Origin of the sequence: Sulfitobacter sp. CB2047 (assembly GCF_000735125.2) — a bacterium.
GTDB classification, from domain to species: Bacteria; Pseudomonadota; Alphaproteobacteria; order Rhodobacterales; family Rhodobacteraceae; genus Sulfitobacter; species Sulfitobacter pontiacus.
This window is the reverse complement of record NZ_CP072613.1, coordinates 3,206,514-3,232,359: the sequence shown is the minus strand read 5'-3', so window position 1 is coordinate 3,232,359 and position 25,846 is coordinate 3,206,514. Positions and strand designations below refer to the sequence as shown.

The 25,846-nt window shown below is 61.4% G+C and carries 27 protein-coding genes, 2 tRNA genes and 1 riboswitch; of the genes, 15 read left to right on the top strand and 14 right to left on the bottom strand.

Features of this window, described 5'->3' with window-relative positions; genetic code table 11:
* Nucleotides 1–131: 131 nt before the first annotated feature.
* The 5 genes from IV89_RS15925 to dxs all read left to right on the top strand — a co-directional run bounded on the left by IV89_RS15925 (nt 132) and on the right by dxs (nt 4,557).
* Entirely contained in the window at nt 132–644 is a 513-nt protein-coding gene (locus IV89_RS15925; protein WP_005850955.1) for a MarR family winged helix-turn-helix transcriptional regulator, read from the top strand.
* The gene (locus IV89_RS15920) at nt 641–1,342 is read left to right on the top strand and encodes a response regulator (protein ID WP_037942943.1); all 702 of its coding nucleotides are present in this window, start codon (nt 641–643) and stop codon (nt 1,340–1,342) included. Before IV89_RS15925 ends, IV89_RS15920 begins: the two co-directional genes overlap by 4 nt.
* A gap of 135 nt (nt 1,343–1,477) precedes the next feature.
* Nucleotides 1,478–1,720, top strand: a complete 243-nt coding sequence (locus IV89_RS15915) for an exodeoxyribonuclease VII small subunit (RefSeq protein WP_005850957.1) — start codon at nt 1,478–1,480, stop codon at nt 1,718–1,720.
* On the top strand, nt 1,674–2,612 hold the full coding sequence (locus IV89_RS15910) for a farnesyl diphosphate synthase (RefSeq protein WP_051843889.1): 939 nt from the start codon (nt 1,674–1,676) through the stop codon (nt 2,610–2,612). The genes IV89_RS15915 and IV89_RS15910 overlap by 47 nt, the downstream gene beginning before the upstream one ends.
* A gap of 16 nt (nt 2,613–2,628) precedes the next feature.
* Complete coding sequence (dxs, locus tag IV89_RS15905) at nt 2,629–4,557, top strand: 1-deoxy-D-xylulose-5-phosphate synthase (RefSeq protein ID WP_009825808.1); 1,929 nt, start codon at nt 2,629–2,631, stop codon at nt 4,555–4,557.
* Nucleotides 4,558–4,584: 27 nt separating this feature from the next.
* Here dxs and IV89_RS15900 read toward each other — a convergent pair whose 3' ends face one another.
* On the bottom strand, nt 4,585–5,019 hold the full coding sequence (locus IV89_RS15900; protein WP_005850960.1) for a 6,7-dimethyl-8-ribityllumazine synthase: 435 nt from the start codon (nt 5,017–5,019) through the stop codon (nt 4,585–4,587).
* Between the two features lie 80 nt (nt 5,020–5,099).
* Nucleotides 5,100–5,258: riboswitch (FMN riboswitch) on the bottom strand.
* A gap of 66 nt (nt 5,259–5,324) precedes the next feature.
* On the opposite strand from IV89_RS15900, the gene IV89_RS15895 reads away from it, so the two are divergent.
* From IV89_RS15895 to IV89_RS15875, 5 genes are all read left to right on the top strand, one after another.
* Nucleotides 5,325–5,948, top strand: a complete 624-nt coding sequence (locus tag IV89_RS15895) for an FMN-binding negative transcriptional regulator (protein ID WP_037942945.1) — start codon at nt 5,325–5,327, stop codon at nt 5,946–5,948.
* Nucleotides 5,949–6,016: 68 nt separating this feature from the next.
* Nucleotides 6,017–6,628 (top strand): glutathione S-transferase, encoded by a 612-nt coding sequence (locus IV89_RS15890; RefSeq protein ID WP_037944875.1) that lies wholly within the window; start codon nt 6,017–6,019, stop codon nt 6,626–6,628.
* A gap of 176 nt (nt 6,629–6,804) precedes the next feature.
* Complete coding sequence (petA, locus tag IV89_RS15885) at nt 6,805–7,365, top strand: ubiquinol-cytochrome c reductase iron-sulfur subunit (RefSeq protein WP_037942947.1); 561 nt, start codon at nt 6,805–6,807, stop codon at nt 7,363–7,365.
* 12 nt (nt 7,366–7,377) lie between these two features.
* Nucleotides 7,378–8,721, top strand: coding sequence for a cytochrome b (gene petB, locus IV89_RS15880; RefSeq protein ID WP_005850964.1), 1,344 nt, complete (start codon nt 7,378–7,380; stop codon nt 8,719–8,721).
* 5 nt (nt 8,722–8,726) lie between these two features.
* Nucleotides 8,727–9,575: a cytochrome c1 gene (locus IV89_RS15875; protein ID WP_037942948.1), complete on the top strand. Its 849-nt coding sequence runs from the start codon at nt 8,727–8,729 to the stop codon at nt 9,573–9,575.
* 132 nt (nt 9,576–9,707) lie between these two features.
* Here IV89_RS15875 and IV89_RS15870 read toward each other — a convergent pair whose 3' ends face one another.
* Genes IV89_RS15870 through dapF form a run of 3 tightly spaced genes read right to left on the bottom strand, consistent with a single transcriptional unit; the run spans nt 9,708 to nt 12,265 of the window.
* Nucleotides 9,708–10,067 carry an antibiotic biosynthesis monooxygenase gene (locus IV89_RS15870; protein ID WP_005850966.1) on the bottom strand — a complete coding sequence of 120 codons (360 nt, stop codon included), beginning with the start codon at nt 10,065–10,067 and terminating at the stop codon, nt 9,708–9,710.
* Between the two features lie 60 nt (nt 10,068–10,127).
* Nucleotides 10,128–11,384 carry a tRNA (N(6)-L-threonylcarbamoyladenosine(37)-C(2))-methylthiotransferase MtaB gene (mtaB, locus tag IV89_RS15865; protein WP_037942949.1) on the bottom strand — a complete coding sequence of 419 codons (1,257 nt, stop codon included), beginning with the start codon at nt 11,382–11,384 and terminating at the stop codon, nt 10,128–10,130.
* Complete coding sequence (gene dapF, locus IV89_RS15860) at nt 11,381–12,265, bottom strand: diaminopimelate epimerase (RefSeq protein ID WP_037942951.1); 885 nt, start codon at nt 12,263–12,265, stop codon at nt 11,381–11,383. Before dapF ends, mtaB begins: the two co-directional genes overlap by 4 nt.
* Before the next feature lie 104 nt (nt 12,266–12,369).
* On the opposite strand from dapF, the gene IV89_RS15855 reads away from it, so the two are divergent.
* Nucleotides 12,370–12,445 (top strand) — tRNA-Lys (locus tag IV89_RS15855).
* 81 nt (nt 12,446–12,526) lie between these two features.
* On the opposite strand, the gene IV89_RS15850 is transcribed toward IV89_RS15855, so the two are convergent.
* The 9 genes from IV89_RS15850 to IV89_RS15810 all read right to left on the bottom strand — a co-directional run bounded on the left by IV89_RS15850 (nt 12,527) and on the right by IV89_RS15810 (nt 21,646).
* Nucleotides 12,527–13,297, bottom strand: a complete 771-nt coding sequence (locus IV89_RS15850) for a 5-oxoprolinase subunit PxpA (protein WP_037942952.1) — start codon at nt 13,295–13,297, stop codon at nt 12,527–12,529.
* Nucleotides 13,298–14,326 carry an urea amidolyase gene (locus IV89_RS15845; RefSeq protein ID WP_037942953.1) on the bottom strand — a complete coding sequence of 343 codons (1,029 nt, stop codon included), beginning with the start codon at nt 14,324–14,326 and terminating at the stop codon, nt 13,298–13,300. It lies immediately after the preceding gene.
* The gene (locus IV89_RS15840) at nt 14,323–15,060 is read right to left on the bottom strand and encodes an allophanate hydrolase subunit 1 (RefSeq protein ID WP_005850971.1); all 738 of its coding nucleotides are present in this window, start codon (nt 15,058–15,060) and stop codon (nt 14,323–14,325) included. Before IV89_RS15840 ends, IV89_RS15845 begins: the two co-directional genes overlap by 4 nt.
* A complete protein-coding gene (locus tag IV89_RS15835) occupies nt 15,057–16,367 on the bottom strand; it encodes a TRAP transporter large permease subunit (protein WP_009825820.1) in 1,311 nt (436 codons plus the stop codon). Before IV89_RS15835 ends, IV89_RS15840 begins: the two co-directional genes overlap by 4 nt.
* A 4-nt stretch (nt 16,368–16,371) precedes the next feature.
* Nucleotides 16,372–16,896: a TRAP transporter small permease gene (locus IV89_RS15830; RefSeq protein ID WP_005850973.1), complete on the bottom strand. Its 525-nt coding sequence runs from the start codon at nt 16,894–16,896 to the stop codon at nt 16,372–16,374.
* 72 nt (nt 16,897–16,968) lie between these two features.
* Entirely contained in the window at nt 16,969–17,958 is a 990-nt protein-coding gene (locus IV89_RS15825) for a TRAP transporter substrate-binding protein (RefSeq protein WP_037942954.1), read from the bottom strand.
* A gap of 39 nt (nt 17,959–17,997) precedes the next feature.
* Nucleotides 17,998–19,266 (bottom strand): FAD-dependent oxidoreductase, encoded by a 1,269-nt coding sequence (locus IV89_RS15820; RefSeq protein ID WP_346428842.1) that lies wholly within the window; start codon nt 19,264–19,266, stop codon nt 17,998–18,000.
* Nucleotides 19,267–19,406: 140 nt separating this feature from the next.
* The gene (locus tag IV89_RS15815) at nt 19,407–20,612 is read right to left on the bottom strand and encodes a crosslink repair DNA glycosylase YcaQ family protein (protein WP_037942956.1); all 1,206 of its coding nucleotides are present in this window, start codon (nt 20,610–20,612) and stop codon (nt 19,407–19,409) included.
* Nucleotides 20,609–21,646 carry a LacI family DNA-binding transcriptional regulator gene (locus IV89_RS15810; RefSeq protein ID WP_037942958.1) on the bottom strand — a complete coding sequence of 346 codons (1,038 nt, stop codon included), beginning with the start codon at nt 21,644–21,646 and terminating at the stop codon, nt 20,609–20,611. Before IV89_RS15810 ends, IV89_RS15815 begins: the two co-directional genes overlap by 4 nt.
* A 156-nt stretch (nt 21,647–21,802) precedes the next feature.
* Here IV89_RS15810 and IV89_RS15805 point away from each other — a divergent pair.
* Nucleotides 21,803–21,879, top strand: a tRNA-Arg gene (locus tag IV89_RS15805).
* 253 nt (nt 21,880–22,132) lie between these two features.
* Here IV89_RS15805 and IV89_RS15800 read toward each other — a convergent pair.
* Complete coding sequence (locus IV89_RS15800) at nt 22,133–23,203, bottom strand: alcohol dehydrogenase family protein (RefSeq protein ID WP_037942959.1); 1,071 nt, start codon at nt 23,201–23,203, stop codon at nt 22,133–22,135.
* An 81-nt stretch (nt 23,204–23,284) separates the two neighbouring features.
* On the opposite strand from IV89_RS15800, the gene IV89_RS15795 reads away from it, so the two are divergent.
* The 3 genes from IV89_RS15795 to IV89_RS15785 all read left to right on the top strand — a co-directional run bounded on the left by IV89_RS15795 (nt 23,285) and on the right by IV89_RS15785 (nt 25,771).
* Nucleotides 23,285–23,797, top strand: coding sequence for a TetR/AcrR family transcriptional regulator (locus IV89_RS15795; RefSeq protein ID WP_235183740.1), 513 nt, complete (start codon nt 23,285–23,287; stop codon nt 23,795–23,797).
* Nucleotides 23,798–24,044: 247 nt separating this feature from the next.
* The gene (locus IV89_RS15790; RefSeq protein ID WP_037942963.1) at nt 24,045–24,629 is read left to right on the top strand and encodes an ANTAR domain-containing protein; all 585 of its coding nucleotides are present in this window, start codon (nt 24,045–24,047) and stop codon (nt 24,627–24,629) included.
* Nucleotides 24,626–25,771, top strand: a complete 1,146-nt coding sequence (locus tag IV89_RS15785) for an ABC transporter substrate-binding protein (protein WP_037942964.1) — start codon at nt 24,626–24,628, stop codon at nt 25,769–25,771. Before IV89_RS15790 ends, IV89_RS15785 begins: the two co-directional genes overlap by 4 nt.
* Nucleotides 25,772–25,846 lie beyond the last annotated feature (75 nt).

Genomic DNA, 25,846 nt, shown 5'->3' with positions numbered 1-25,846 from the left:
TTTATGAAAATTGCGTGAAACCCGCTGCGTGCAGACATATAATTACGCAAAACATGGGATTCGATAGCCTTTGACTCTTGGAAAGTCAATAACGCTGACGTAAGCTCTTGGCGCAGCAAGGGGAGAGTATAATGGCAGACGGACGCGGCCCATCATCACACACGGGCGAGAACCTGCTGTTCCTGACGGATGAACAGCTGCGGCAGGGGATCGAGGCGATGTTCTTTGCCTACCGCGGTTTTACAGCCGACCCTGACAAGATCCTGGTGGATATGGCCTATGGTCGTGCGCACCACCGTGCGATCCACTTTATCAACCGGGCACCGGGCACGACGGTAAACAACCTTCTGGGGATTTTGGGTGTTACAAAACAATCCCTTAATCGTGTATTGCGCACGCTGATCGCCGATGGTCTTGTCAAAAGCCAAGTGGGAAAAGCAGACAAGCGGGAGCGGCACTTGTATCTGACTGACGCCGGGCGCGCGCTCGAACAGACATTGTCTGATGCACAACGGATGCGGATGCGCAGTGCGTTCCGCGACGCGGGCCCCGAGGCGGTCGCCGGTTTTCGCACCGTGCTAGAGGCGATGATGGACCCCGAAATGCACCATTGTTACACCCGTCTGAAGGAAAACGGCGCGTGAACGAGGCCGACGCACACCTGCTGATCGTCGATGACGACGAACGTATTCGCACGCTGCTGCAGAAGTTCCTGATGCGGCACGGGTTCCTTGTGACCTCGGCCCGCGACGCGGCCCATGCGCGGCGTATTCTGGCGGGGCTGGATTTTGATCTGATCGTGCTGGATGTGATGATGCCGGGCGAGGATGGTCTAAGCCTGACCCGCAGCCTGCGCGAAGACATGCAAACGCCGATCCTGCTGCTGACCGCCAAGGGCGAGACAGGCAACCGGATCGAAGGGCTGGAAGCGGGGGCGGATGATTACCTTGCCAAACCGTTTGAACCCAAAGAGCTGCTGTTGCGGATCAACGCGATCCTGCGGCGTATGCCCGACACCCGCGTGGCTGATACCGCCCCCAAGGTGCTGTCGATGGGGCCGATCCGCTATGATATCGAACGCGGAGAGCTGTGGCAGGGCGACGATCTGGTGCGGCTGACCGCCACCGAAATCCAGCTGATGCGCATTTTTGCGGCCCAACCGGGTACCGCGCTGAGCCGGTCAAAACTGGTGGAGGAACTGGGCCGTGACCGCGGGCAGGCGCAGGAACGTGCTGTCGATGTGCAGATCACCCGATTGCGCCGCAAGATCGAAGACAATCCCAAACAGCCCCGCTATCTGCAAACCGTGCGCGGCGAGGGCTATATGCTGGCCCCCGACTGACCACGCGCTGCCTTGGCGGTAAATGTGGTATCGTGGCGTAAGAGAATTTGCGCCCAAGAAATCGGCACGGTCACTGGAAGCCATGGCGCGGGCGGGCTATGGTCAGGCCAAGTTTGATTGATGGGATTCACGGCAATGACGGATACTCCGGTAGAAGAGATGAGCTTTGAGGCAGCGATGGCCGAACTGGAAAAGGTTCTGGGCCAGCTGGAACGGGGCGATGTGGCGCTGGATGAAAGCATTTCGCTTTACGAACGCGGGGCCAAGCTCAAGAAACGCTGCGAGACCAAGCTGAAGGAAGCCGAAGAGAAAGTCGCGCAGATCACGCTGGATGGCGACGGCAACCCTGTCGGAGTGGCTCCCGTTGGCGGGGTTTGACATCTCGCTTGAGACAGAGCTGACGCGCAAACCGTTTCATGCGGCCATGCCCCATGCTGCGGATCTGGCGATTGGCCAGATCCTGCACGGGCTTGGCGGGTTGGACGGCACCGTGGCCGAGGCGATGCGCTATGCCGTGACAGGCGGCAAGGGCCTGCGGGCTTTTCTAGTGATCGAAAGCGCGCGGTTGCACGGGGTGATGGACGCGCAGGCCGCCCCCGCCGCCGGCGCGATCGAGGCGCTGCACGCCTATTCGCTGGTGCATGATGACATGCCTTGCATGGATGATGACGCCCTGCGTCGGGGTCAACCCACGGTACATGTGAAATGGGACGAGGCGACAGCGGTTCTGGCGGGCGATGCGCTGCAGACATTGGCGTTTGAACTGGTCGCGGCAACGGGCTGCGGCGACGCTGAACGGGTTGCGCTGGTCACGGGGCTGGCGCGGGCTGCCGGTGTGCGCGGCATGGTGGGCGGGCAGGCGATGGACATCGCCGCCGAAACCGCGCGCCAACCGCTGACCCTTGACCAGATCACAACGCTTCAGGCCGGCAAGACCGGTGCGCTGATCGAATGGGCCGCGACGGCGGGGCCGGTGATGGCGGGCGATGATGCCGCCGCGCTGCGCAGCTATGCGCGCAACCTCGGGCTGGCGTTCCAGATCGCGGATGACATTCTAGACGTCGAAGGCGATGCCGCCACGGTGGGCAAGGCCGTGGGCAAGGATGCCGATGCGGGCAAGGCGACCTTTGTGTCGCTGCTGGGGCTGGACCCCGCCCGCGCCCGTGCCCGTGATCTTGTCGATGCTGCCTGTGATGCCCTGTCCCCCTACGGCATTGACGCCGAAACCTTGCGAGACGCGGCCCGCTTCGTTATTGCCCGCAAAAGCTGATCCGGTGGAGAGCCAGATGACCGATAGACCAGATACGCCCCTTTTGGACCGGGTGAACCGCCCTGCCGATCTGAAGAATTTCTCGGATGCAGAGCTGGTGAAACTGTCCCATGAACTGCGGGCAGAGACGATTTCTGCCGTATCAGAGACGGGCGGCCATCTGGGCGCGGGTCTGGGCGTGGTTGAACTGACGGTCGCGATCCATTCGGTGTTCGATACGCCGAAGGACAAACTGATCTGGGATGTCAGCCACCAGTGCTACCCGCATAAGATCCTGACCGAACGCCGCGACCGTATCCGCACCCTGCGTATGAAAGACGGGTTGAGCGGATTTACCAAACGCAGTGAATCCCCCTACGACCCCTTTGGTGCGGCGCATTCGTCGACCTCTATCAGCGCGGCTTTGGGCTTTTCGGTGGCGCGTGATCTGGGCGGCAATGTCCCCGAAGGTCTGGGCGATGCGATTGCGGTGATCGGCGATGGGTCGATGTCGGCGGGCATGGCCTATGAGGCGATGAACAACGCGGGTCATCTGAAAAAACGGATGTTCGTCATCCTGAACGACAACGAGATGTCGATCGCGCCGCCGGTGGGGGCGATGTCGACCTACCTCAGCCGTCTTTATGCCGAAGAGCCGTTTCAGGATTTCAAAGCCGCGGCCAAGGGCGCTGTCAGCATGTTGCCCGGCCCGTTCCGCGAAGGGGCCAAGCGCGCCAAGGATATGCTCAAGGGCATGGCCGTGGGCGGTACGTTGTTCGAACAGCTTGGGTTTTCCTATCTCGGGCCGATTGACGGGCATGACCTGAACCAGTTGCTACCGGTGTTGCGCACGGTCAAGGCGCGGGCGACGGGGCCGGTGCTGATCCATGTGATCACCAAAAAGGGCAAGGGGTATGGCCCCGCCGAAGCCGCCCGTGACAAGGGCCACGCGACCGCCAAGTTCAATGTGCTGACGGGCGAGCAGAAGAAAGCGCCGTCAAACGCGCCCAGCTATACCCGCGTCTTTGCGGACAGCCTGATCGCCGAGGCCGCAAAAGACGACAAGATCTGCGCCGTGACGGCCGCGATGCCGGATGGGACAGGGCTGAACCTTTTCGCCGAACGCTATCCCAGCCGGTGCTTTGACGTGGGCATCGCGGAACAGCACGGTGTGACATTCTCTGCCGGATTGGCGGCGGGCGGGATGAAGCCGTTCTGCACGATGTATTCGACCTTCCTGCAGCGCGGCTATGATCAGGTGGTGCATGACGTGGCGATCCAGCGCTTGCCGGTGCGCTTTGCGATTGATCGCGCGGGGCTGGTGGGGGCCGATGGGGCCACTCATGCCGGTGCCTTTGACGTGGCGTTTTTGGCGAACCTGCCCGATTTCGTCGTCATGGCCGCCGCGGATGAAGCAGAGCTGGTGCATATGGTGGCCACGGCGGCGGCCTATGACGACGGGCCGATTGCCTTCCGCTTCCCGCGGGGCGAAGGCGCGGGCGTGACCATGCCCGAACGCGGCGAACCGCTGGAGATCGGCAAGGGGCGCATCATCGCCGAGGGCAAGCGCGTGGCGCTGTTGTCCTTTGGCACGCGCCTGTCAGAGGTGGAAAAAGCCGCCGAGGCGCTGCGGGCCAAGGGCATCACGCCGACCATTGCCGACGCCCGCTTTGCCAAGCCACTGGACCGCGAGATGATCCTGTCGCTGGCCGCCGATCACGAGGCGCTGATCACCATCGAAGAGGGTGCAGTCGGCGGTTTTGGCAGCCATGTGGCACAGCTTCTGGCGGATGAGGGCGTGTTCGACGCAGGGCTGAAATACCGGTCTATGGTGCTGCCCGATATCTTTATCGATCAGGCGAGCCCCGCGGATATGTATGCGGTCGCGGGGATGAACGCCGAACATATCGAGGCCAAAGTGCTGGATGTGCTGGGCATCGCCAGCATCGGGGCGCAGCGGGCCTGACGCACAGGCCCGCGCGGTAAACCCGTCTTAGGCGTCAAGCAGTTGACGCGCCGCGACGATGCCAAGCGCTGCCGAAGCGGCCTCGCGGCCCTTTTCGACGAAATGCGCGCGGTAGATCGCATTGTGGTGGTCGGTTTCCTGATAATGGTGCGGCGTCAGCGATACGGATAGCACGGGCACGCCCGTATCAAGGCCTACGCGCATCAACCCGTCAACCACGGCTGTCGCCACGAAATCATGCCGGTAGATGCCGCCATCGACCACGAAGGCCGCGCAGATCACCGCATCGTATTTGCCGGATTTGGCGAGGGTTTGCGCCATCAGCGGCATCTCGAACGCGCCGGGGACATCGACAACATCGATCTGGCTTGCGGGGATGGTTTCGGAAAACCCGTCATAGGCACGATCTACAATATCGGCGTGCCAGCGTGCTTTTACAAAGGCGTAGCGGGTGTGTGTCATAGTGATCTCCTTTTTTACGTCAGCGACACAAGTCACCCAAGGCGATCACGATTGCGGACGGCCCCAAGGGGCCGCAACAAACGCATTCTCTTTCATCCGGACTATGACCGTCGGCTCTGGCATCTCACCAGATCTGCTGACCCGGCGCATCCCGAAGGGATGTCGCCAGCGCTCGCGGGCTCGTGGCACTGGGGCCACATACCGCCGGTGGGGAATTGCGCCCCGCCCTGAGAATAGGGATACGTTGCCAAGGCAGGGGCGCGTCTGCAATACCAAAAGCGCGTTTGCAGTTTGGACCCTACGTTATGCACCCGAATCCCGTTTACCACGACGCCGACACCGCCAAGAACATCGCTTTTGCCCGCGACCGCAGCTTTGGCGTGCTTGCCGCCAATGGCAGCGACGGCCCGTTGATCAGCCATGTCCCGTTTTTGCTGAACGAAGCAGGGGATCAGGCGGATCTGCATCTGGTCAGGTCAAACCCGATTGCGCGGGCGCTCAAACCCGCGTTGCCGGTCAAGCTCGCCATCAGCGGGGGCGATAGCTATGTCTCGCCCGACTGGTACGACATCGACGATCAGGTGCCGACGTGGAACTATGTGGCGGTGCATCTGACCGGCACGCTAGAGCTGCGCCCGCAAGAAGAGCTGCTGGACCTGCTGGATCGCCAGTCTGCCTGGTTCGAGGATCGTCTGCTGCCCAAACCGCCGTGGACCACCGCCAAGATGAACCCCGTGACCATGCAGAAAATGATGCGCATGATCGTGCCCTGCCGGATGCGGATCACCGGCGTCGACGGGACGTGGAAGCTGAGCCAGAATAAACCCGATGCGGTGCGACTGGCCGCTGCCGACGGGGTAGAGGCGCACGGCTTTGGCGCGGGAACAGGCAGTTTGGCCGACCAGATGCGCGCGGCAAAAGGCGCCTGATCAACAAGCGATTGCACCGCGCGCGGATGACGGTGATAGTTCGCCCGAACCCCGAGGAGGAGACACCCGTGAAACTATCCTATTCCCCGACATCGCCCTATGTCCGCAAGGTCATGGTATTGCTGCATGAAACCGGCCAGATCGAAGATGTGACGCTTGAAAATATCTCGACGACGCCGCTGGCGCCTGATGCCGCGCTGCTGCCGAACAACCCGCTGGCCAAAGTACCGGCACTGGTGCGCGACGAGGGGCCCGCGCTGTATGATAGCCGTGTGATTTGCGCCTATCTGGATGATCGCGCGGGCGGCAAGCTGTACCCGACCGGCAGCCGCCGCTGGGACACGCTGACGCTTGAGGCAACGGCGGATGGTATGCTGGATGCGGCGCTATCGATGGTCTACGAGGGCCGGATGCGCCCCGAAGGCAAGCAGATGCCAGAATGGGTCGAGGGTCAGTGGTCCAAGATTGAACGGGCGTGCGCGGCGCTGAACACACGCTGGATCAGTCAGCTTTCCGGTCCGCTGGATATGGGGCAGATCGCCGTCGGCTGCGCCTTGGGATACCTTGATTTCCGGCATGACGCGCGCAATTGGCGCAAGGGAAACGACGCCTTAGCCGATTGGGCGCGCCGCTTTGATTCGCGTGCATCCATGCAGGCCACTGCCCCTCCGGCAGGATAAAAGCGCAAAAAATCCGGTCTGCACCCTTGAAGGAATGCAACACTGCGACGGTTTGCGCGACAAAGGTATCTGGACGTGCGCGACGCAGCCCGCTAGTAACCAAAAGAATTGTGGGAGGTGCGTCAGCGCCGCCCCTTGATTTAATGGCCGTCAGGCCCTCGATTTGGAGTTAACCCGTGTCCCAAGCAGAAGATCACGCAGGCACCCGGAGGGATTTCCTCTATTACGCCACAGCTGGTACAGGTGCGGTCGCCGTCGGCGCGGCAGTCTGGCCATTGGTCAATCAGTTGAACCCATCCGCAGATGTGAAGGCGCTGTCGTCCATCCGCGTCGATGTGTCCGCTGTTGAGCCAGGTACACAGCTCACGGTCAAATGGTTGGGTAAGCCGGTGTTCATCCGCCGCCGTACCGAAGAAGAAATCGCCAAGGCACGTGACGTTGAAATGTCCGAGCTGCCCGATCCGGGCGCCGAGAACGCCAACATCGCAGCCGGTGCCCCCGCGACGGATGAAAACCGCGCCATGGCCGGTAAAGAAGACTGGCTGGTGATGATGGGCGTCTGTACCCACCTGGGCTGCGTGCCTTTGGGCGACGCAGGTGACTTTGGCGGCTGGTTCTGCCCCTGCCACGGGTCGCACTATGACACTGCGGGCCGTATCCGCAAAGGGCCAGCACCGCGCAACCTGCCGGTGCCAATCGCAGAATTCGTGGATGAAACCACGATCAAACTAGGTTAAGGGAGAACGGGAATGGCTGGAATTCCTCACGACCATTACGAGCCGAAATCTAACGGAGAGAAGTGGCTGCACACCCGTCTTCCCGTTGTTGGGCTGCTGTATGACACATTGATGATCCCGACACCGAAGAACCTGAACTGGATGTGGATCTGGGGCATTGTTCTGACGTTCTGTCTGGCACTGCAAATCGTGACCGGCATCGTGCTGGCGATGCACTACACACCGCATGTCGATGTCGCCTTCTCGAGCGTTGAACACATCATGCGGAACGTGAACGGCGGCTACATGCTGCGCTATCTGCACATGAATGGCGCGTCGCTGTTCTTTGTTGCGGTCTACGCGCACATCTTCCGCGGCCTGTACTACGGGTCGTATAAAGCGCCACGTGAAATCACGTGGATCGTCGGCATGCTGATCTACCTTCTGATGATGGCAACCGGCTTTATGGGCTATGTTCTGCCTTGGGGTCAGATGTCGTTCTGGGGCGCTACGGTTATCACCGGTCTGTTCGGTGCGATCCCGTTCATCGGGGAAAGCCTGCAAACGCTTCTGCTGGGCGGGCCTGCGGTCGATAACGCCACGCTGAACCGTTTCTTCAGCTTGCACTACCTGCTGCCCTTCGTGATTGCCGGTCTGGTGATCGTGCACATCTGGGCCTTCCACACCACCGGGAACAACAACCCCACAGGGGTCGAGGTCCGTCGCACAAGCAAGGAAGACGCAGAGAAAGACACGCTGCCCTTCTGGCCCTACTTCGTGATGAAAGACCTGTTCGCGCTGGCCGTGATCCTGGTTGTTTTCTTTGCGATCGTGGGTTTCATGCCGAACTATCTGGGCCACCCCGATAACTATATCGAGGCGAACCCGCTTTCGACGCCTGCACACATCGTGCCTGAATGGTACTTCCTGCCGTTCTACGCGATCCTGCGTGCCTTTACTGCCGAAGTCTGGGTTGTTCAGATTGCGTCCTTCGTGACCGGTGGCATCATCGACGCCAAGTTCTTTGGTGTTCTGGCGATGTTCGGTGCGATCGCGGTGATGGCGCTGGTGCCTTGGCTGGACACATCCTCGGTGCGTTCGGGCCGCTATCGTCCCATGTTCAAGTGGTGGTTCGCGCTGCTGGTGATCGACTTCTTCGCGCTGATGTGGCTGGGTGCCATGCCTGCGGAAGAGCCCTATGCCAGCTTCTCGCTGATCGCGTCAGCCTATTGGTTCGCATACTTCCTGGTGATCCTGCCACTTCTGGGTGTGATCGAGAAACCGGCGCCGCAGCCTGAAACCATCGAAGCCGACTTTGACGCGCATTACGCGCCAAAAACCGGCGGCACCAAGACGCTGGTCAAGCCAGCAGAGTAAGGACCATGACAATGATCAAGAAAACCTTCCTTTCGGCTGTTGTCGCCTTGGGCTTTGCAGGTTCCGCTGCTTTCGCCGCCGGTGGTGAAGCGCATGTCGAAGACTTTGACTTCTCTTTCGAAGGGCCTTTCGGGTCCTTCGATGCCAACCAGCTGCAACGCGGTCTGCAAATCTATACCGAGGTATGCTCTGCCTGCCACGGGATGAAGTTTGTGCCGATCCGTACACTTGCGGATGAAGGTGGCCCCCACCTTCCCGAAGATCAGGTCCGTGCCTATGCCGCGAACTTTGATATCTTCGACCCCGAGCTGGACGACACACGCCCCGGCACGCCGGTTGACCATTTCCCTGAGTCCGCGTTGGATACTGCGCCCGACCTCAGCTTGATGGCCAAGAAGCGCGCCGGTTTCCACGGGCCTTATGGTCTGGGGATCAACCAGTTCTTCAAAGGCATCGGCGGACCCGAATACATCGCGTCCCTGATGGTCGGCTATGAAGAAGCGCCTGCCTGTGCCCCCGAGGATTTCCCCGGTCACTACAACACAGCGTTCCCAAGCGGCGGTATCCCCGAGTCCTGTAAGGACGAGAATGGCCACGCCACTATCGAAGGCAGCTGGATCGCCATGGCACCCCCGCTGTACGGCGACGACGTGACCTATAACGACGGCCACGATTCTGACCTGCACCACGAAGCCGAAGACGTTGCGGCCTTCCTGATGTGGACAGCCGAGCCCAAGATGATGGCACGCAAGCAAGCCGGTTTTGCTGGCGTTCTGTTCCTGACGCTGTTGTCGGTACTCCTGTACCTGACCAACAAACGTCTGTGGGCGCCTGTGAAACACAAGGAAGACTGATCTTCCTTCACACGGCCAATGCCTGAATATAGCCCCCCGATCCATTGTGGTTCGGGGGGTTTTCTTTTTTTGCGGTAGTCGGCTGGTCGCCAAACGCGCGGGTCAAATACCGCGACAGACGGTGCCTGTGGCTTAGCGGTGGAACCCTGCCACGCGGTCCAGCCGCACACCGCCATAGCCCGCAAGCACGGACATCACCGCGGCGGTGGCAGGGCCGTAGACGGTTAAACGCACCGGCATAAACAGCTCTGTAAACCGGTCAGCAAAGCGGCCACCGAACTGCGCAAAATGCGCCATCACGGCTGCATTGTCCGCATAACGTTCCAGCACAGTGCAGGTGCGTCGGTCGTCGGACATGTAGAATTCGCAATGCAGCGTACGCGGTTCGTCTGCCTCTGCAGCCTGTACCATTTCCTCAAGCAACGGTTGGACATTGTCGCCCTGACCATCCCGCACGTCCATCTCGAGGACCCATTCGATAATTTCGCTCATGTTAACCCTTTCTCGCTAGGGAATCACCCTAGAGGAGAAAGGTTTACAATCTGCAACGTCTCACACAGCCAGCAGATGCCCTGCGTTCTGGCCGGTGATCGTGGCCGAAATGATCGCGCCCTCGGTCTGGGGGGTGGCAAAATGGGTTTCGGTAAATTGTTCGGTCCGGCCCATGGTGGGGCTTTCCATCAACACCTGATGGGCGCGACCTTGTTGGGCCGCCAAATGGCGCGCGACCTGCGCGTCACCCGCAGCACGCAGCTGCGCCGCGCGTTCCTTGATGAGCGTGCCGTTCACTGCTGGCATCCGTGCCGCGGGCGTGCCTTCGCGCGCCGAATAGGGGAAGACATGCAGCCATGTCAGATCGCAGTCCGTCACCAGCTTGAGCGAGTTTTCGAACATCGCGTCGGTTTCGGTGGGGAAACCGGCGATGATATCGGCCCCAAAGGTCATGTCGGGACGCAGTTTGCGGGCCTCTTGGGCAAAACCAATCGCATCATCGCGCAGGTGGCGGCGCTTCATCCGTTTCAGGATCATGTCGTCGCCGTGCTGCAAGGACAGATGCAGGTGCGGCATCAAGCGGGGCTCGGTGGCGATGGCCTGCATCAGGTTCTCGTCCACCTCGATCGAATCGATGGAGCTGATGCGCAAGCGGGGTAGGTCCGGCACCAGCCGCAGGATGCGCATTACCAGATCCCCCAGCTTGGGCGTCGCGGGAAGGTCCGCACCCCAACTGGTTAGATCGACGCCGGTCAGAACGACTTCGTTAAAGCCCTTGTCGACCAGTCGCTTGATCTGATCCACCACGACCCCCGCGGGGACCGAGCGGGAATTGCCGCGGCCATAAGGGATGATGCAGAAGGTACAGCGGTGATCGCAGCCGTTCTGGACTTGCACATAGGCCCGGCTGCGCGTGCCGAAACCGTCAATGAGATGCCCCGCCGTTTCGGTCACCGACATGATGTCATCGACCTGCAGCGCCTCTGTCTCGCCGATGAAATCAGCCGCCAACCCATGCCACGTCGCGCCCACCATCTTTTCGGTGTTGCCGATGACGGCGTCGACCTCTGCCATCTTGGTAAAGGTCTCCGGTTCGGTCTGGGCGGCGCAGCCGGTGACGATCAAACGCGCGTCGGGGTTGGCCTTGCGCAGTTTGCGGATGTCCTGGCGGGCCTTGCGCACGGCCTCGGCGGTGACGGCGCAGGTGTTGACGATTACCGCGTCTTTCAGGCCCGCCTGTTCGGCCAATTCCTTCATTGCTTCGGTCTCATAGGCGTTCAGGCGGCAGCCGTGATTCGAGAAGATCGGGGCGCTCATGTCAGGCTTTCCAGAAACGAAGGGGTCAGCACGCCGCTGAAGACATGGGCCGAGGGGCCGGTCATCCAGACGCCATCCTCGCGCCAGTCGATGTGCAGCGTGCCACCGTCCAGATCAATGCGCACGGCGCGGCCTGTCAGCCCTCTGCGTGCCGCTGCCACGGCCGTCGCACAGCTAGAGGAGCCGGAGGCCAGCGTGATGCCCACACCCCGTTCCCACACGCGCATACGGATGTGATCGGGGCCGATAATCTGGGCGATCTGCACATTGGTGCGTTCGGGGTAAAGCGCGTGATGCTCGATACCGGGGCCAAAACCGGCCAGATCAATCGCGTCGACATCATCAACAAAGAAGGTGCAATGGGGGTTGCCCATGCCAGTGGCTGTCGGCGCGCCGTCGATTGGCAGCTCAAGCGTATCCATTTGGCGGGCCAGCGGAATTTCGTCCCAGTCAAGCTGCGGGTGACCCATGTTGACCGATGTCAGGCCATTGCCTGCATCCCGCGCCGCCAGATCGCCGCGGTCGGTGGTCAGGTGCAGTTGGGTCTTGCCCGTTTCCTCCATCAGGAACCGCGCAATGCATCGCGTAGCATTGCCACAAGCGGCAGAGGTAGAGCCGTCGGCGTTGAAGAACGTCAGATGCGCATCAGCGGCGCCATTGGTGATCACGGCCAGCTGGTCAAAGCCCACGCCGAACTGGCGATGTCCGATGGCCTGCGCAAGGGCAGGGGTCACCTTCGGGAGCGCCGGGGTGCCGTCGGCAAGCGCAGCAGTTTGGCGCGCATCCAGCACGACCTTCTCACGCGCGTCTAGCACGACAAAATCATTGCCCAGCCCATGCATCTTCATGAAGGGCAAACCGTTGGTCAGATCACTATACATTCGGCGCATATAACGCGGCATTTGAAACTAATCCAGCGAGAGTGAAATTTTTCGTAAGTTTCCGCTTGACCCCAAGGCCGCACCTTTCTAGATACCCGCCTAGTGGGCCGTTAGCTCAGTTGGTAGAGCAACTGACTTTTAATCAGTAGGTCGATGGTTCGAACCCATCACGGCTCACCACTACTTTCCAGTCTGACTGGAACGGATAAAAACAGCGCCCCTCGGGGCGCTGTTTTTCGTTTCAGGTGTTGGGTTTAGGACTTAGCCCGTATGGCCTTCAAAACATTTCAGCGCGATCCCTGCTTCTTGCAGGGATGATTTGACAGCGCGGGCAATATCGACGGCTTCGGGGGTGTCGCCGTGCAGACAGATCGTATCGATCGCGGCAGGAATTGTTTGGCCGCCCTCGGTCAGAATCGCACCGGCTTTTACCATTTTGACCATCCGTTCGCCCGCCAGTGCCGCATCGTGAATCACCGCACCGGGTTTAGAGCGGTCGACCAGCGTCGCGTCGTCATTATAGGCGCGGTCGGCAAAGATCTCTCCGGCCCACTTACAGCCAAGCGATTGCACCGCGCCCTGCTGCGCCGTGGCGGCCAGCACCATGACGATCAGATCAGGCGCGACGCTGAGCGCGGCCTCATAAAGGTCACGGGCCAGTATCTCGTCCTCTGACGCCATATTGGCGAGCGCGCCGTGCAGTTTCAGGTGCCGCACCGATGTGCCAAGGCTGCGCGCCATGCCGACGCTGGCGGCGACCTGATAGCGGACCTGATTTTGCAGCGTGCCCCGTGGCACCGACATGCGGTTGCGGCCAAAACCGGCCAGATCCATGAAACCGGGGTGCGCACCGATACCGACGCCATTGTCACGCGCCAGCGCCATTGTGGCAGACATCACATCGGCGTCACCCGCATGGCCGCCACAGGCGATGTTGGCAGAGCTGATGATTTGCAACAAAGCGGCATCATCGCCCATTTTCCACGGGCCAAAGCTTTCGCCCATATCGGCATTCAGATCGACGGTCGGCATTTAATGCTCCTCTTCAAAGGGGTTGTCGGTGGCAGAGATCGCGCCCCCCACCAGCTGATAGGCCAGCAGGTTGCGGATTTTGGCAGGGTCGCGGACCAGCGGCGTGACCTGCCCGCCAAGCGCTTTGATGTCTTGGCGGTGCTGCGTCTCGAGCGTGATGGCCTGTTCCAGCGTGATGAATTCGAACCGGATCGCGGTGCCCGATGCGGCCTGCGCCACGCGGGGCAGGTCGCGGGGAATCACGGTCCCGATGCGGGGATAGCCGCCGGTGGTCTGGCACTCGCCCATCAGCACGAAAGGTGCGCCGTCCCCGGTGATCTGGATGTCGCCGGGCACGATGACCTCGGACAGGATGGACAGACCGCCCTCGGCGCTGAAACCGTCGCCGTCGTGGTCCATGCGCACGCCCATGCGGTTGGCACGCGGGTCGCGGGTAAAGGCGGTGGTTTCGAAGCGTTCGCGTTCATCAGCGGTAAAGTGGTCGGTCTGCATGCTGGCCACGACGCGCACGGTGCCGCCGTCAAAACGACTGTCGCGGGGCAGTTGCAGCCCCGTTTCGCGCGACTTATCCGCCCCAAGGGGCAGCGCGTCGCCCGCAGCAAGCGGCTGGCCCAGACCTGCGCTTAGGTGGCTGGCCCGTGCCCCCAACAGTGTGTCAGAGGCGATGCCCCCGCCCACATGCAGATAGCCATAGGTGCCGCCCGTGGTGCCGCCAATGGTCAGCTTTGCGCCCGCGGGCAGCATGTGGCTGGCGTTCCAGACGATGGCATCCCCGTCGATGCTGGCGGCCATGGTGGCCCCTGTCAGGGCGATACGGATGTCGGCGTCAGCCGTGAAGGTCCCGCCGGTGCCTGTCATCTCTATCACCGCAAGCTCGGGCGATTGGCCAAGCAGGGCGGCCCCTTCGTAAAGCGCCACGGGATCGGCGGCACCGCCCTTTGTAAGCCCTTGGGCACGCCAACCGGGACGGCCCATATCCTGTATGGTCAGGGCGGGACCGGCTTGGGAAATGGTGAGGGTCGCGCTCATGCCAGCACCTCTGTCTCTGCGCCGCCCTGGCCGGTTTCATCTGTCGCGGTGATCTTGTCATATTCGGCGCGCGATATGGAGGGGAAGCACAGCTCGTCCCCCGGTGACAGGGCAAAGGGTGTGTCGCTGCGCGGGCGGAAGGTCTTGAACGCGGTCTGCCCGATGTGGCGCCAGCCAGTGGGGGAGGCATTGGTGAAGATAATCAGCTGCCGGATCGCCACGATCAACGCGCCGGCGGGGACGGATTTTGTCAGCCCCTGCTGGCGCGGAATATCCCAGTTCTGCGGCAGTTCGCCCATATAGGGCTGGCCGGGGGCAAAGCCGATGGTCAGCACCCGTACGCGCGCCTGCGACAGCTGTGCAATCGCCGCATCGGGGTCCAGCCCCGCAAGCTCTGCCGCTTCTTCAAGCTGTGGCGCAAGGTCGGTGCCATAGACCGTTGGCACATGCCACAGCGTCCGCCCCGTCGGCAGGTCAGAGGTGTACCAGTCGCGCGTTGCCAGAAGGTCGTGCAGCCGGTCCAGCAGGGTGTCCACCGAAGCCGCCACCAGATCGATCTGCAGGAAGGTGGACACCAGCGATGTGCTCGTCTCTGTCACCTCGGGCCAGTCGGCGGCATCCACGGCGGCGCGAAACGACAGGGCGGCGCGGTTCGCGGGCTCTGACATCGTGTCCGCAAAACGCACCAGCACGCCGGACAGGCCAACGGTCTGGATCAGGGGGAAGTCGGTCATTGGGGCACCTGCCTTAAATTTTCGGGCAGCCAGGTCGCGATGTCGGGGAAGAAGATCAGGACAAAGACCATCACCACCATGATCAGGAACATCGGCAAGGCGGCTTTGGTGATATATCCCATCTCGTGATCCGTCATGCCTTGCAGCACGAACAGATTGAACCCGATCGGCGGCGTGATCTGCGCCATCTCGACCACGACCACAACAAAGATTCCGAACCAGATCAAGTCGATCCCCGCACCGCGCACCATCGGCTCAACCACAGCCATGGTCAGCACGACCGACGAAATACCATCAAGGAACATGCCCAGTACGATATAGAATACCAGCAGCGCCATCAGCAGTTGAAAGCGCGTCAGTTCAAGCGCTGCAATCCCGTCCGCCAGCGCACGGGGCAGGCCGGTAAAGCCCATCGACAGTTTAAGAAAGGCAGCACCCGCAAGGATCAATGCGATCATGGCAGAGGTGCGCATCGCCCCCATCAGGCTTTCCTGAAAGCTGGTCCAGTTCAGCGACCCCTGCATCAACGCCAGCGCCAGCGACCCCAGCACACCGATGGCCGCCGCCTCTGTCGCGGTGGCGTAGCCCAGATACATCGACCCGATCACCACCGTGATCAGCCCGAAGACCGGCAGCAGAAAGCGCGAGTTGCGCAGCTTGGCGGCAAAGCTCATCCCTGTCTCGACGCTGGGGTTCCAGTCCTTCGAGGTCAGCGCGATAAAGGCGACATAGGCCATGAACATCAGCGCCAGAATAAGCCCCGGCAGGACGCCGGCAAAGAACAGTTCGGTGATGCTTTCGTTCACGGTGACGCCGTAAACGATCAGCGCGAGCGAGGGCGGGATCATCAGCCCCAGCGTGGCGGCACCGGCCAGCGTGCCGATGATCATCTTTTCGGGATAATTGCGCGCCCGCAGTTCGGGGATCGACATTTTGCCCACGGTCGACAGCGTCGCGGCAGACGACCCTGACACGGCGGCAAACACGGTGCAGCCGACGATATTGGTATGCACCAGCCCGCCGGGCAATTTCGCCAGCCACGGCGACAGCCCTTTGAACATATCCTCGGATAGCCGCGTCCTGAATAGAATCTCACCCATCCAGATGAACAGCGGCAGCGCGGTCAGCGTCCACGAGCTGGACGAGGCCCAGATCGTCGTGACCATAGCATCGCCAACCGGGCGGGTGGTAAACAGTTCCATCCCGAACCAGGCGACGCCCATCAGCGCCAGGCCAACCCAGACGCCGGTGCCCAGCAGGAACAGCAGCACAGTGATAAACAGAATGATCGCGTAAAGTTCCGTCACAGCGTCACTCCCCAAAACTTTGATCGACAAGATCGCGGGTGAGACGGTGTTCGCCTTTTACGATCAGATAGAGCAGGTTATCGGTCAGCGCGATGGCGAGGATGCCACCGCCCACAACCATCACCGACTGCGGAATCCACAAGGATGTGGCGTCTTGCGACTGGCTGACTTCGTTGAATTTCCACGACCAGTAGACGAACCAATAGGCGTAGTAGGTGAAATACCACGCAATCGCCGCGGCAAGGCCGAAGCACCATATTTCAAGAAGCCGTTTCGGGCCTGCGGGCAGTGCGTTCAGCAGCACCGATACGCGGATATGCGCGCCACGGTTCAGCGCGTTGGCGAATGCGAGGAAGCTGGCGGCGGCCATCGCATAGCCGGCATAGCTTGCCGCACCGGGGAAAACCTCGCCGGTCCAGCGGGCAACCATCTGCACCACGATCAGCAGCAGGATCGCGACAAGACTGACGGCAGCCAGGGCACCAGATGCGAAATAGATGAAATCAAGCAGGCGTCGCAGGATGTTCATGGGAAAGGTCTCCGGATTGGCGGATCGAACGTCAAACGGCGGCACCTGTGGGGGGGGCCGCCGTTCGTTGATTTACTGCATGGATTTGTAGCTATCGACGATCGCCTGACCGTCCTCGCCCGCATTCTCCAGCCATTCGGAGGTCATGGTGCCGCCAATGTCGCGCAGGCCGGACATCAGCTCTTCGCTGGCGGGTTCCACGGTCATGCCGCCTTCGCGCAGCCCGTCATAGGTGAACTGCGTATAGTCCTTGGAGGCTTGCAGCCCGCGCGTTTCCGCATCGCTGGCACAGGTGGTGATGATCGCCTTGTTTTCCTCCGAGACATCGTTCCACACGTCATTGTTGATCATGATGTAGTTGCGCGGCAGCCAAGCGTCGACCTCGTAGAAATGGGTCAGGCTTTCCCAGACTTTCTGGTCATAGCCGGTCGCACCGGACGAGATCATCGATTCCGCAACGCCGGTGGCAAAAGCCTGGCTCAGCTCGGCGGCTTCGATGGTGACGGGCAGCATGCCTGTCAGCTCTGCCAGACGGCTGGTGGCGTTGTTGTAGGACCGGAACTTGACGCCCTTCATGTCCTCGATCGTGTTGACCTCTTTCTTGAAGTACAGACCCTGTGGCGGCCATGGCACGTTATAAAGCAGCGTCAGGTTCTGCTCTGCCAACAGCTCTTCGATCTTGGGTTTCGCGGCTTTCCACAGCTTGTCGGACGCCTCGAAGGACGGCGCGAGGAAGGGGATGGAATCAAAGCCGAAGATCGCGTTTTCATTCTGGTGCCCCGACAGGATGCGTTCGCCCAGCTGGACCTGACCGGTCTGGATCGCGCGTTTGATGTCGGCACCCGCGATCAGCGACCCGCCGGGGTGCACGGTGATCTCGATCTCGCCCGCGGTGCCTTCGGTCACGCAGTTGGCAAATTCAACGCCGTTCTCGGAATGGAAGTTCGACGCCGAATAGGCCATCGGCATGTCCCATTTCTCAGCCGCGAAAGCGGGTAGGGCGGCGGTAACCGTCAGGGCGGCGGTTGCGACGCCTGTCATCAATGTGGTGGTCCGTTTCATGTGGTTCTCTCCTTGTTGGTATGTCTTTGGTTTGCGGGGTTAGCCCCTGCTAAACCGTTGTGGTGCATAGGGCTGCAGGTCGGTGTTGACGGGTTGCCCCATAACCAATCCTGCGACGAGGCGGCCTGTTTTGGGCCCGCCTGTCAACCCGATGTGGTGATGCCCGAAGGCGGTAAAGACCCGGCTTGTGCCAACCTGTCCGATCAGGGGCAGGCTGTCGCTGGGGGCAGGTCGGTGCCCCAGCCATTCGATTTCGCGCGTGGCCTCAAGCTGTGGAAAGGCCGCCTTGGCCTGTCGCCGGAGCAGCGCCAGCGGGGCCTTGGAAGGGGCTGCGTCAAGCCCGCCGAATTCCAGAATACCCGCGCAGCGTAGGCCCTGCGCCATGGGGGTGGCAACGAATTTCCCGCTGGCGATCATCACGGGGCGCGCGGGCCCGCCCGTCGCGCCCTCGAATATCACATGATAGCCGCGTTCGCTTTCCAGCGGGACGTTCAGCCCCAGCTTGGCCATCAGCGGTTTTGACCAGACGCCGGTGGCCAGCACGATATCGTCACAGGCCACGCGGCCTTGGGTCGTCTCGACCCCGGAAATCGCGCCGCCGGGCAGGTCGAAATCCTTGACCTCGGCCTGCAGGATCGTGCCGCCGCCCTGTTCGAACGCCCGCGCCAGGGCGCCGACATAGCCGCCGGGGTCGCGGATAAAGCTGTGGTCCTTCATGGTGGCAAGCAGGTGGATGTCCGGCCCGAGCGTCGGTTCATACTCGTGTATCTGCGGCCCCTCGATCAGCTCTGGCGCGAACCCCGCCTCCGCCCGCAGCGCCCAGGTGTAGGCTTCGGCGTCAAACGCGGCGCGGTTTCGGTAGGCGAAAACATAATCGCTGTCCCTCACCCAGTCGGACAGGCCCAAATCAGCGGTCAGGCTTTTGTGTTGGTCCACACTGTCGCTGACAATAGGCGCGAGCCCCTGCGCAATCCGGCGGGTGTCGCGGTCGTTCGCGACCCGCAGATACTTTGCCAGCCACGGCAGCAGACGCGGCAGATAGGGCAGGCGCAGGTAAAGCGGCACATCCGGGTTCAGCAGCATCGCGGGGGCTTTGGCGATCAGGCCGGGGGCGGTGACAGGTGCCACGGCGCAGGCCGCTAGCACGCCCGCGTTCCCATGTGACGTGCCTGTTCCCGGTGCCGCGCGGTCAATGATCGTGACCTGCGCGCCTGCGCGTTGCAGCCAGATCGCCGATGACACACCGACGATACCCGCCCCCACGACGACCACATGGCGCGTCATGGGCGACCCTTGGGATGAAAGCAAAGACGGTTCGACATGGTTCTTGATTCCTTTCCGCTCACTTTGGCAGGGAAAAGCAATACGTCAACAAAATGTTTACAAATTGTCATCGTTGTTGCCTGCGCAGGCATGTACCGCCAATTCGTTCATCGAAACGGGGTGGGTTAGCGAAGCCAGCCGTCTTCGAAGGCGATCTGACTGACGCCTGCCAGACGGATGATGCGGGCCAGCTCTGCCTCGAAGGCGGCTTGTTTGCCTTTGCCCCACCGGCTGCCCGGCTCTGGCCAAAGGGCGCGTACCACCAGCGTATCGCGGTCACGGTGCGCTTTCATATCCACCCGCGCGATGATGCTGTCGCCCTGCAGGATCGGAAAAACATAATAGCCATAGACCCGTTTGGGCGCGGGCACGAACATCTCTATCCGGTAGCGGAAGCCGAACAGACGTTCGGCGCGTTTGCGATCGCGCAAGGCCGGGTCAAAGGGGCTGAGCACCCGCAGCCGTGCGGTCGGAGCCATGTCTATCGCGGGGTCGCTTGCCAGACCGGGACGGGCAAAGCTGCGATGGATTGTGCCGTCGGCACCCGCGATCTGCACCTGCTCGACACGTCCGGCGGCCTGTTCATGCTGGACCCATGCCTTCGCCTCTGCCGGAGAGATATGCGCCCAGAATGCCGCCAGTTCCCCCGGCGTGGCAAAGCCCAGACGATCCAGCGCGCCGTTGCAGCACCAATCGATGGTCTGCGCCTCATCCGGTGCCAGCGACGGGTCGCATAGCGCCGCGTCAATCACCCGCTCTGTCAGGTCATAGCGTTTCTGGAAACCGTCCCGCCCCACGACGCAAAGCGCACCGGCGCGCCACAGATATTCCAGCGCGGTTTTGGAGGGATGCCAATCCCACCACCCGCCATTCGAGCGTGGTTCATCCTGCCCGACATCAGACGACGACACCGGCCCCTGTGCGCGGATCTGGTCCAGCACGGTCTGGAACCGCCCCTCGAAATCATGTTGGTGCCAGTTCTTGTACCGCTGGCGCAGCATCTGCGCGTCCCGCTGGCGGCGCAATTCCCAATGGGGGTAGTATCCCATCGGGATCACCGCGGCGTCATGGGTCCAGTGCTCAAACAGCGCCCCATCGCGTTCATACAGGGTCTTCAACGCTTGCGGGCGATAGCGTTGGCGGCGCGAGAACAGGATCAGGTCATGCGCCCGCGCCACGGTATTGATGCTGTCCAACTGCACAAAGCCCAGGCCCTGGATCAGCTGCAACAGGTCGTTCCCGCTGGCGGGCCCCTGGGGCGCATCGCTCAGCAGATGGCGATGCAGAAAGATGCGACGGGCGTCGCGGTTGCCGATCAGCGGCAGGGTCATACCTTGCGGTTGCGGCGCAGCGTGTCCCCCAGCGAGAGGGTCGGTGTCAGGGTAATCTGCGTCTGCAGATCGGGGTCCGGTTCATCCAGTGTATCGTTCAGAATGATACGCGCCGCCGCCTGTCCGATCTCGAGCCGACAGGCGTCCATCGTGGCAAGCTGACGGGGCAAACCCTGTAGCAGTTCGACGTTGTTGAAACCAGCAAGGCCGATCTGGCCCGGAATATCGATGCCCTGATCGATCAGATACAGCAATCCGCCCGCGCCGATCATGTCGTTTGAATAATACAGGAAATCCAGCTCGGGCGACCGTTCCAGCATGTCTTGCGTCATCTCGCGCCCCTTGGCCAGCGCAGAGCCGCCAGAGTAGAACGCGCGGTCCTCGATCTCTATCCCCGCTTTCGCGAGCCCTTCGGTAAACCCTTCGAACCGTTTGCGGGCGCGGTGGTCAAGCGGCATCTTGGTGCCCATGAAACCGATGTGCTCATAGCCTTCCTTTAGGATCGCCTTGGCCATTTCCTGCCCCGCACGACGGTGCGAGATTCCGACCATCGCATCAATCGGACGCCCGTCAACATCCATGATCTCGACCACGGGGATGCCCGCGTTCTTGAGCATGGCACGCGTCGCATCACTATGTTCCAGCCCCGCGATGATCACACCCGAGGGCCGCCACGACAGCATTTCATAGAGAACACGTTCTTCTTTTTCGGGCATATAGTCGGTAACGCCCACGACCGGCTGCAGCGGCGTGTCTTCAAGCACCTGATTGACGCCGTTCAGCACCTCGGGAAAGACCATGTTCGACAGCGACGGGATAATCACCGCGACAAGGTTCACCCGTTGGGACGCCAGCGATCCGGCAATCTGGTTGGGCACATACCCCAGCTCTTTCGCCGCAGCCAGCACCCGCCGGCGCGTCGCTTCGGACACGTCGCCGCGTTTTCGCAGAACCCGGCTGACCGTCATTTCCGACACCCCGCAGGCATCGGATACATCACGAAGGGTCAACGGGCGTTTCGGAGGCTGTGTCAAAGGCGCTTGTCCTGCTTGAAAGTGGTATTCTATCAACAGCGTAGTGCGTCGGTCGGGCGCAGGCAATCACCATATCAAGCCCCCCACCACAGCGCCGCCATACCACCGTGCAGTGTGACTGGATCACCACCCCGTTTTGCGCTAAGCCAAACCCGTGGCCCCGTGGCTCAACTGGATAGAGCAGCCCCCTCCTAAGGGGCAGGTTGCAGGTTCGAATCCTGCCGGGGTCACCATTCCTGCCTGAGAACGTGACCTATTTGCGGGGAAAGCCGAACGCGTGGGGGTAAGGGGGCGGCCTAACGTCATCGGCAAGCAGGACGTATTCGACACGGCGTGCAGCGATTGCGCATTTCATGATGGCAGAATGCGAGACGTTCTCACGGTCTGCGCGAAACCGGACCTCGACGCCATCAGCGGCGAAGGTCCGGAGCGATACTTGTGAGCAGACCGTGCCTTATGCAGGCTGTAACCTGTGCCTCGTGTCTGTCAGTCTGCGATTGTCACGCCGATTTTGCCCATATGCGACTTTTCCAGAAATGCCTTCTGCGCCGCGTGCAAGTCAGCCAAGGGATAGGTTTCGGCGACCACGGGCTTGATCTCGCCTGCTTCGATGTAGCTGACCAAATCAGTGAATATGCCTGGGTCTTGCCGGGTGCTCCCGATGAGGGTCAGATCCTTGAGGTAGAGGGTCCGCAGATCAAGTTCGACGATCGGACCGGCAATCGCGCCCGACGTGACGTAGCGCCCCCGTGGCACCAAAGCATCAAGCAGTTCGGGCCAGCGCGGCCCCCCTACAAGGTCGAGCACGACGTCGAAGACGTCATCCGGATAAGCTTCGTTGCGGTCTATCACCGCATCCGCGCCGAGGGTTTTCAGCGCGTCCATTTTCGCCGGGCTGGTAGAGGCTGTGACATGGGCACCGCGCCGCTTGGCCAGTTGCACCGCCGCCGACCCGACTCCGCCGGATGCGCCGGTGATCAAGACGCGCTCGTCCCCCAATCCGGCGCGTTGGATCATGCCTTCGGCGGTGGAGAATGCGCAAGGAAAGGACGCGAGCTCGACATCCGAAAGCGGGCTTTCGATCCGTAGTGCGTTTTCCTCGCCCACGGTGGTGTATTCCGCGAAGCCGCCATTGCGCTCGGAGCCGAAGGTCACAAGCGCATCTGGTCCGGCACCAGCAGGACGATACATCGGCCGCACCAGCACGCGCTGACCGATCCGCGCCGCGTCCACACCGTCACCAACCGCAACGATCTCTCCGCAGCAGTCCGCGCCTTGGATGCGCGGAAAGCTGAGCGCACCGGACCATCCGCCGTCGGCATCAGACGCCCCCGCGTAGCCCTCGGTTGCGGCGGACCCTGTGTCGCCCCGCACCGCTTTCGAATACCAGCCGGTTCGGGTGTTGACGTCGGTATTGTTCACCGCCGATGCGCCCACACGGATCAAGACCTCGCCAGCGTCGGGTTGCGGCACCGGAACGTCGTCACACCATTCAAGCTTGTCCAGCCCGCCATGGCCGGTGAGGCGTACAGCTTTCATCGTTTCAGGAAGCGTCATAGGGAAATCTCCGATGTAGAATGATTGCTCTACTTGCGTAGGTAGAGGGATCGCTCTACATCGTCAAGTATGAGCGATATAATGAGCAAGATATCCGCAGGGCTTGAACGCGCCTTTGCCAATCGGGGCTTTGCCGAGCCCAGCGTCGAGGATTTGCGGGATGCTGTGGGCGTGAGCCTTCGCACGCTTTACAAATACACGCCGTCGCGGGCGGAAATGGTGCTTGCTGCGTTAGAGAACCGGCATCAGCGCTATCTCGCCCGCGTGTTTGATGACCTGCCAGAGGAGCCGAGCGAGGCGCTTGATACGATACTGACCCGCGTTGGAAACTGGATGGCGACCGAGAGCGCGCATGGCTGCCTCTTTCATGCTGCAGTGGCCGCTGAACCGGGCAGTCAGCCGCTGCGCGAATTACTGGAACGTCACAAGGCAGAGGTCGCGGAAAGGGCCGCAGCGGCGACCGCTTTGAATGGGGCCGATACCGCGCTGTTGTTGATCATCGAAGGGCTGACGCAAGCGTGGCCCCTGCATCATGAGGCCGCGCTGGATGCGGCCAAGCGATTAGGGCTGTCGCTGCTGTCACCGGATCGTTAACGGCCCCACAGCCGGATGTGGCGGCGGTACCCCGTTCCGGCCCGCGGGTGTTTTTGCGGGGGCTGCCCATAGCTCAGGTGTAAACCTGAATGGCTGGCACCGCTGTGGTCGAGCGGCTGTTTTATTCTGCACAACAGATTGGCACATGCGTCTTTTCTGCTCGCTGTTTGGGCTAGGCATGTCGTAAGCCGCTGGCGCACGAGGGATGCCGGATTGAAGTTGCATCGATGATCGCGGATCAAAATGCATGAATGCAGATCTGCGTATCCTGGTTGTAGAGCCAAACCCCGAGCGCGTGCGTGACATCGTGGATGCACTGCGCGAAGCGGGTTGGTCTGACGTCAAGGCTTTGCTGCAGATGTCGGAACTGAACCAGACGGTGAGGGAATTTTCACCGGACATCGTTCTTATCGACCTGACAAATCCGGACCGCGATACGCTTGAACATATCTCTCACGCGACCGAGACGACCAAGCGGGCGGTCGCGCTGTTTGTGGACCAGACGGATGAGAACCTGACGCAGGCGGCGCTGAATGCCGGGGTCAGCGCCTATGTGGTGGATGGTCTTCAGATGGACCGGATCAAGCCCGTGCTGCAAACGGCCATCGCGCGCTTCAAAATGATGCGTCAATTCCACTTTGAACTGAATGCTGCCAAACAAGCGCTGGAGGATCGCAAGACGATCGACCGCGCAAAGGGGATCTTGATGCGTCAACGCGGCATGTCCGAGGATGACGCCTATAAGCTGCTGCGCACCACCGCGATGCGCCAGAATCGCAAGGTCATCGATGTGGCACAAGCATTGGTGACGGCAGCGGATCTGTTGTCATGAGCGAGGTTGTTCTGAACTGTGGCTATGTCCCGTTGGTTGATTGCGCCCCGCTGGTCATCGCGAAAGAGCTGGGATTTGCTGCCGAACAGGGGCTCGCGCTTAATCTTTTGCGTCAGCCTTCGTGGTCTGCACTGCGCGATATGCTGGCACTGGGGCATCTGGATGCCGCGCATATGCTGTCGCCAATGCCGGTGGCCATGTCCATCGGGATGGGTGGATTGCCCGCGCGGGTAGATGCGCTGATGGTCTTGTCCGTGAACGGCACGGTGTTCGGGGTCTCTAACGCTGTTGCTTCCACATTGGAGGATGTGCGCTTTGGGGACACGACTGCATTGCTGTCGGGGCTCAGCGCGCGCGGTGCCAAACCGCTGCGTGTGGGTATCCCCTTCCACTATTCCATGCACCGGCTGCTGCTGTCCTATTGGGCTGCGCAAGCGCCCGACCTCCAGATCGAGGAAGTCACCGTGCCGCCGATGCGTATGGCGGATGCGGTCTCGGACGGGTTTGTCGATGCCTTTTGGGTGGGCGAGCCCTGGGGCGGCGTGGCCGTGCAGAATAATGTGGCCAAGCTGATGATGGCGGGCCGCGATGTCTGGCAGTTCGCGCCGGAGAAGGTGCTTGCCGCGCGCCATGAGTGGGCCACGCAGAACGAGGACAGCGTGCGTCGTCTGATGCGGGCGGTATACCAAGCGTCGGCCTGGCTTGATGCGCCGGGAAACAAGCCGCTTGCGGTCGAGATTTTGGGCCGCAGTGAACACCTGAGCATGTCGCCCGATTTGATCGATCCGGCCCTGACCGGGCATATCGTCCCCCGAACGGGGGCCTCTCCGATCACGGTGGATCGTTTCTTGCAGTTCCACAGCCATGCCGCCTCTTTCCCGTGGCGCAGCCAGGCGGCGTGGATCGCGCATCACTTAGGCGCCGACGCCGCGGGAATCGAGAAAGCCAAAACCTGTTTTCGCGCCGATCTTTTCCGCCAGAATCTGTCTGATATCGGCGCTGATATGCCCCAATCCTCCGAGAAAACCGAAGGGGCGATGACGTTGCCAACATCTGTAGTATCTGCACGGGGAGAGATGATTCTTTCGCCCGACGCCTTTTTTGACGGCAGAACGTTTGATTTCACCGCAGCTGTGCGATGAATTCTTAAGCGGCTTCTGCATGGGCCTCTGAAAAGCTGCCGCAATGCAGAAAATTCGTTGCGTGAAGCCGCGTCT